Below are 6,601 nucleotides of genomic sequence, written 5' to 3'. Positions count from 1 at the left end.
TCCCCACCCATGCGGACGCGCCGCGGGTGCTGATCGCCAACTCCAACCTGGTGCCGCACTGGGCGACATGGGAGCACTTCAACGAACTCGACAAGAAGGGTTTGATGATGTACGGCCAGATGACCGCCGGATCGTGGATCTACATCGGCTCGCAGGGCATCGTGCAGGGCACTTACGAAACCTTCGTCGAAATGGGGCGGCAGAGCTACGGCGACAGCCTCAAGGGGCGCTGGATTCTCACCGCCGGCCTCGGCGGCATGGGCGGCGCGCAGCCGCTGGCGGCGTCGCTGGCGGGCGCGTGTTCACTGAATATCGAATGCCAGCAGTCGCGCATCGACTTCCGCCTGAAGACCCGCTACGTGGACGAGCAGGCCACTGACATCGACGATGCGCTGGCGCGGATCGAGAAGTACACGAAGGCCGGCGAGGCCAAGTCGATCGCGCTGCTGGGCAACGCGGCCGACATCCTGCCGGAGCTGGTGCGTCGCGGGGTCAAGCCGGATGCCGTCACCGACCAGACCAGCGCCCACGATCCGGTCAACGGCTATCTGCCCAAGGGCTGGACGGTGGAGGAATGGTTCGAGCGTCGCGTGCGCGATCCGGACGGCACCCGCGATGCCGCCAAGGCCTCGATGCGCGAACACGTCGAGGCGATGCTGGCGTTCCAGAAGCAGGGTATTCCCACCTTCGACTACGGCAACAACATTCGCCAGATGGCGTTCGACGTGGGCTGCGAAAACGCGTTCGATTTCCCCGGTTTCGTGCCGGCCTACGTGCGCCCGCTGTTCTGCCGCGGCATCGGCCCGTTCCGCTGGGTGGCGCTGTCGGGCGATCCGGAGGACATCCTCAAGACCGACGCCAAGGTCAAGGAACTGATCCCGGACGACGCGCACCTGCACAACTGGCTGGATATGGCCGAGCAGCGCATCGCGGTGCAGGGCCTGCCTTCGCGCATCTGCTGGGTGGGGCTGGGGCTGCGCGACAAGCTCGGGCTGGCGTTCAACGAGATGGTGCGCAACGGCGAATTGAAGGGACCGATCGCCATCGGCCGCGACCATCTGGATTCCGGTTCGGTGGCCAGCCCCAACCGCGAAACCGAGGCGATGAAGGACGGTTCCGATGCCGTCTCCGACTGGCCGATCCTCAACGCTCTGCTCAACACCGCCAGCGGCGCGACCTGGGTCAGCTTCCACCACGGCGGCGGCGTCGGCATGGGCTACAGCCAGCACGCCGGCGTCGTGATCGTGTGCGACGGCAGCAAGGAAGCCGACGCCCGCATCGCCCGCGTGCTGTGGAACGACCCGGGCACCGGCGTGATGCGTCATGCCGACGCCGGCTACGAGATCGCCATCCAGTGCGCGAAGGAGAAGGGGCTGAAGCTGCCGATGGTCAAATGAGCCCCGCCATGGCCCGTATCGCCGGCTTCACGCGCGATCCGGTGGGAGTCGCCTGATGCTCTGGTGGCTGGGGGCCGTATTGTTCCTGTGGCTGGCGCTGCGCGAACTCTATTACAGCATCGTGCCGAAGCCGGGCTTCCTGCAGCCAGAGCCAATCAGCTGGCCGTACCTGCTGATCGCGCTGGGGCTGGCGATCGGACTCGCCTCGGTGCCGTGGCGCAAGATCCGCTTCGAGCAGTTTCTGACTGCCAAGGCGCGGATCCTGTCGGAGTCGGACCAGGCGACGGTCCACTGCAACACGTTCTTCGATACCGCGGTCGATCCGATGGCGCTGGCCGCCGGCCACGCCAATCCGGAGACCGGCGAGATCGTGCTGCAGAAACCATGGTGTGCGGTGCTGCGCAAGTACCTGAAGCATCCACAGCGGTTGGATGACGAGAACATTTTCAGCGTGCAGATGTTCGCCCACGAAGCCATGCACGTGCGCGGCGAGCGCAACGAAGCGGTTGCCGAATGCCAGGCGATCCAGCGCTACGTGCGCGCCGCGCGTCTGCTGGGCGTTCCCGAGGCCAGCGCGCGCGAGGGCGGGCTGCGCTACTACCGTTCGCTCTACCAGCAGCGCAGGCAGATCGGCGGGATGCTGGCGCCGTATTACTCCGTGGAATGCGCGCCGGGGAAACGGCTGGACGAAGCGCTGCCCGATTCCACCTGGGCGCGGTGATCAGGACAATGTCGAAGAAGCCGTCCGGGTACAGTGTCATGGGACAGGATCAACGACATCCGTTGCAGGAGGAGCCGTCATGAGTTCGATCGAAAGCCAGGGCGTGGTGCCGAGATTGCGCATCGATTTCGTGTCCGACGTGGTCTGCCCGTGGTGCGCGATCGGGTTGATGTCGCTGAGCGAGGCGCTGCGGCGTCTCAAGGGAGAGATGGTGGCGGATATCCACGTCCAGCCCTTCGAGCTTGATCCATCGACGCCGGCCGAGGGCGTGGACGTGGCCGAGAACCTCAAGCGCAAGTACGGCATGGACGATGCGCAGCTGGCCGAAAACCAGGAACGCATCCGCCAGCGCGGCGCGGAATTGGGATTCGTGTTCGACTTCAACGCCCGCAGCCGCAGCTGGAACACCTTGTCCGCCCACCGTCTGCTGCATTGGGCCGACACCCAGGGGCCCGGGTTGCAGCTGGCGCTCAAGGGCGCGCTGCTGGTGGCGCATTTCAGCCAGGGACGCAACATCAGCGATCCCGCGATCCTTGCGGAAATCGCCGGCAGCGTGGGGCTGGACGCCGTCAAGGCGCGCGAGGTGCTCGATTCCGATGCCTATGCCGACGATGTGCGCGCGGCCGAGCGGTTCTTCCAGAAATTGGGCATCAGCAGCGTTCCGGCCGTGATCGTGGAGCGGCGCCACCTGATCTCCGGCGGCCAGCCTCCGGAAGTGTTCGAGCAGGCGCTGCGGCAGATCGCCCGGGAACCAAAGCCCGCGGTCAACGGCGAGGCGCCGGAATAGGTCGGGAAGACGACGCGCGACCGTCACGCCCCGGCCGGCCGGTCGCGAAGCCTCAGGCCCGGGCCAGCATGCCGCCGTATACCAGCAGCGAGCCCGTGACGTAGAGCGCGTTGACCCATTTCAGGCGCGCCACGTTGGTGCGGCTGCCGGAGACGTCGATCAGGAACTGGCGCAGCAGGAAGGTATACAGAACGTAATACAGGAATGGCGTGACGTTGACGTACCACGGATAGTCGTCGATGTTCTTGCCGAAGCGCGCGAGGATCCAGCCGAGCTGGGAATAGATGCCGAGGATGCCGAGCGCGGCATTGATGAGCATCCATCGCACTTCTTCGGCGCCGAAGATCACCCGGTAGAACACCAGATACACGGCGCAGGCGATGCCGCCGTGCAGGTAGATGAAGAACAGGTCGGGCCCGTGCTCCGCGTACGACATCAGAAAGCCGGACAGCCCGAACATCAGCATGTGGAAGCCGAAGAACGGGTAGATGAACCAGCGGGACCTGTCCTGGAACCGCTGTAGCGGGATGCCGTTTCTCACAGGCTGCCAGTTGCCGTTTCCCCGACCCATGTCGACGCCCGCTGTGCTTCCGCCGTGATCATAGCGGCAGGGCGGCGACCATGCCGGTTTCGCAAAGGGGTCTTAACCTGGATTCGGTTGCGCTGAATGATCGGTCGAGCCGTGGCGTTCAACCCCCGCCGTCGGAATCGGTTTGACCTTTGTTGCCTTAGAATGGGCGCGCCCCACGAACGAACCCCCACGATGCTCTTCCGCCGGACTCTGCTCTTGCTGTGCGTGCTCGCGGCCGCTTGCAGCCGACAGCCGGAGACGGTTCAGACCAGCGCCGATGCGGCCGCCGTGGCCCCGCCTGCGCCGGTGGTGCAGCGCAAGGCGCAGGCGGAAATCGACTGGTCGCCGGCGCGGCTGGAAGCCGGCGATGCCGCCATCGACTGCAGCGCCGACTACCTGCGGGGCGACGGCAAGCCGGTGCTGTCGCTGGCCTACCTCGACCTGCGTGCGACCATGCAGGATTGCCGTGCCACCGGGCTGGTGCGTCTTCGCTACAAGGGCAAGATCACCGCAGGCTTCGCCGCGCTGGCCGAGCGTGCCGGCAAGGTGGCCACCGACCTTGGCATCGGCAAGCGCATCCTCGACATCGATTCTTCCGGCGGCAGCGTGGAATCGGCCATGCGCGCCGGCGACGCCATCGGCGAGAACGACTGGACCATCTGGGTGCGCGGCGATTCCGTCTGCCACAGCGCCTGCGTCCTGATCCTTGCCGCCGGCGACATGCGCGTGATCGTGGGGCCGGTCGGCATCCACCGGATGATCCGGATGGGTTCCACCGCGACTTCGCGCAAGGAACTCGGGGAAGAACTGCGCCAGCTCAGCGAAGGTCTGCGCAATTACCTCGAACGCAACGGGGCTTCAGCCGAGGTCTACGACCTGATGACCACGGTGCCGAACCGGACCGTGCGCATCCTGACCGACGAAGAACTGGACCGGTTCGGGCTGTCGGGTGCCAACGCGGTCGAGGATGATCTCGACCGCATCCGCCTGGCGCGCCGCTGTGGCACCGAATTCCTGCAGCGCCGTGATGCCTTTCGACGCGCCTACGAGCGCGAATGCGTGGAACCGGCCGATGCCGCCAACCAGGACGTGGCCGACATCAACGCCTGCGGCCTGACCCTGCGCACACGCTACGGCTTTCCGGACCCGAAATGCCCGGTGGAAAGCCCGATGGCCGAACTGGACGGGGCGATCCTGATGCCGCACGAGGTCGAAGCACCCGAGGCGGCTCCGGCTCCGGAAGAGGGTGGTGCGTCGCCGGGTGCCGCGTCCGACGAGGCCGCGCACGATGCATCCGACCGGGAGTCGGCGCATCCCTGATTGACGCGCTCAGCGGCCTCCGCCGCCGCCACCACCTCCGCCGCCGCCGGACGAGCCGCCACCGCCGCCGCCGGAACTGCTGCCGGGGGGCGAGGAGGCCGAGGCGATCGAAGAACTGAGCCCGCTGCTCAGGGAACTGCTGAACTGGGCCAGACTGTCGATGCCCGAACCCTGGTACCAGGACAGGTTGGAAGTGACCTGCTGCGCCACGGCATCGCCGACCGCGGCGGTGAACTTCTTCGTCCAGGCTTCTTCCACGTCCAGCGCCACCGCAAAGGGCAGCAGCGACTCGAAACGTCCGGCATCCAGCGAGGGTGCCTGCAGGCGTGCGAGATCGTCGCGCTCGGCGACGCCGAGGTAGAGCTTCAGTCCGTCGATTTCATCCAGAAGCTTGCGTCCTTCCGGCGTCGGCGCCGGGAGCAGGAATCCAAACGCGACCAAGAGGATGAACAGGGCGAAGCCGGCGGCCATCACCGCGGCCGTGCCGCTGGGCGCATGGGGTACCAGCGCCGCCGTGACGAGCCCGACGATTCCAGCCAGCAGTGCGTACCCGATCGGGGTACCGTTGCGCTTGAACATGCGACCGGCATAGGCCTGTTCCATGACCTTGGACTGATCCAGCTGGGCTTGCATGAATGTGGTTCGGTGCGCGGTGTCGACGGTGAGGATCGACCCTTTCGCGAACAGCTGCTCGTACAGCGCCCGCTGTGACGGTGGCGTGTCGGGGTCGAGTGCGCTGGTGCGTTCCAGCGTCCACTCCGTTCCCATCCCCATCGGTTTGCGGCGGCTGCTGATCCGCAGTTTCCCATGGATGGCCAGCGCCAGGATGTCGGCGGTGAAGCAGCGGGTGTCCGTGTTCTTGTGGACGATGAAACGCAGGGCCGCTGAAGAATAGCCGGCCGGCGGTTCGTAACGGGCGACGATCACGCCGGGATCGGGATCGCGCCCGACCTGCCACCAGCGGAAGAACAGATAGGAAAAGATCAGGAGCAGGGTGGCCAGGGCAATCAGGATGCTGAGGTTGTCGCGCAGGAACCAGCGCGCGTTGTCCATCGTCGTTGGCGGAGTCAGGATTCCCTTGGGGAAGCTCAGGACAATCGTCAGTCCTTCCCACTTCCGCAGCGGTTCGGTCAGCGTCCAGCGCGCCACGCCGGGTTCGGGCAAGGTGGCCGCATAGTGCTGGCCCTTGCTGCCTTGCGGGCCGGTGTAGCCTTCGGCCTTCATTTCGGCCACGGGAACGGGCTGCGGCAGACGCACGGTGACGCTGGCGCGCTCGATCGGAAAATCCCAGCCGGTGCCGATCGCGTTCCAGTACAGCTCGTCGTGGTCCTTGAAGAAACCGAGCTGGCGGTTGGTGCGGTAGTTCAGGGTGTAGGTGTAGGTGGCCGGGACGGTCAGGAAATCGTCGTTGCCGAAATTCACCCGCACGCCATTGGACAGGGATTCGGTGAACCATGGCTCGGGTTTGCCGTCGCGCTGGAGGCCGACGACGTCGAACCCGACCACGACCCTGTTGCCATAGCGGTCCGTGTAGCGGGTCGGGAAGTCGCGATACAGGCCGCGCCGGATCTGGATGCCCTGCGCGACCACGTGGATGGTTTCGGTGACGTCGAGGGTGTTGTCGGCGTTGATCCGGACATCGATGTCGTACGACAGAATGCGCTCGCTGCCGTTTCTCGGGTCGGTGTTGCCGTCGATCCCCTGGAGCCGGTAGCCGGTTCCCTCCAGCGCGCCCCGGATGCGCTCGGCGACTTCCTCGGCGCTTCCACCCTGCGCGGTGGCCTCGTTGACGCGACGTGCGATTT

The 6,601-nt window shown here is 66.1% G+C and carries 6 protein-coding genes; 4 read left to right on the top strand and 2 right to left on the bottom strand.

The window, feature by feature from the left end:
* The 3 genes from hutU to Q0X16_RS07865 form a co-directional block, all read left to right on the top strand.
* On the top strand, positions 1-1,397 hold a 1,397-nt coding region (hutU, locus tag Q0X16_RS07875), incomplete at its 5' end, for a urocanate hydratase (RefSeq protein WP_297832953.1).
* A gap of 55 nt (positions 1,398-1,452) precedes the next feature.
* Positions 1,453-2,118 (top strand): hypothetical protein, encoded by a 666-nt coding sequence (locus Q0X16_RS07870; protein WP_297832951.1) that lies wholly within the window; start codon positions 1,453-1,455, stop codon positions 2,116-2,118.
* Between the two features lie 79 nt (positions 2,119-2,197).
* On the top strand, positions 2,198-2,905 hold the full coding sequence (locus Q0X16_RS07865; protein WP_297832949.1) for a DsbA family oxidoreductase: 708 nt from the start codon (positions 2,198-2,200) through the stop codon (positions 2,903-2,905).
* Between the two features lie 52 nt (positions 2,906-2,957).
* Here the strand turns inward: Q0X16_RS07865 and Q0X16_RS07860 are convergent, their stop codons facing one another.
* On the bottom strand, positions 2,958-3,476 hold the full coding sequence (locus Q0X16_RS07860) for a hypothetical protein (protein WP_297832947.1): 519 nt from the start codon (positions 3,474-3,476) through the stop codon (positions 2,958-2,960).
* A gap of 192 nt (positions 3,477-3,668) precedes the next feature.
* Between Q0X16_RS07860 and Q0X16_RS07855 the strand changes: the two genes are divergently transcribed.
* Entirely contained in the window at positions 3,669-4,796 is a 1,128-nt protein-coding gene (locus Q0X16_RS07855) for a hypothetical protein (protein ID WP_297832945.1), read from the top strand.
* A gap of 9 nt (positions 4,797-4,805) precedes the next feature.
* On the opposite strand, the gene Q0X16_RS07850 is transcribed toward Q0X16_RS07855, so the two are convergent.
* On the bottom strand, positions 4,806-6,601 hold a 1,796-nt coding region (locus Q0X16_RS07850), incomplete at its 5' end, for a DUF2207 domain-containing protein (RefSeq protein ID WP_297832943.1).

Source organism: Thermomonas sp. (genome assembly GCF_025993755.1).
Classification (GTDB): Bacteria; Pseudomonadota; Gammaproteobacteria; order Xanthomonadales; family Xanthomonadaceae; genus Thermomonas.
Note: the sequence above shows the minus strand (reverse complement) of the source record. Positions and strands in the feature narration are given on the sequence as shown.

Bases quoted from the DNA above. Each gene is read 5' to 3' on its own strand.
- Q0X16_RS07855 (WP_297832945.1), top strand. From the start codon at position 3,669: ATGCTCTTCCGCCGGACTCTGCTCTTGCTGTGCGTGCTCGCGGCCGCT.
- Q0X16_RS07860 (WP_297832947.1), bottom strand. From the start codon at position 3,476: ATGGGTCGGGGAAACGGCAACTGGCAGCCTGTGAGAAACGGCATCCCG.
- Q0X16_RS07865 (WP_297832949.1), top strand. From the start codon at position 2,198: ATGAGTTCGATCGAAAGCCAGGGCGTGGTGCCGAGATTGCGCATCGAT.
- Q0X16_RS07870 (WP_297832951.1), top strand. From the start codon at position 1,453: ATGCTCTGGTGGCTGGGGGCCGTATTGTTCCTGTGGCTGGCGCTGCGC.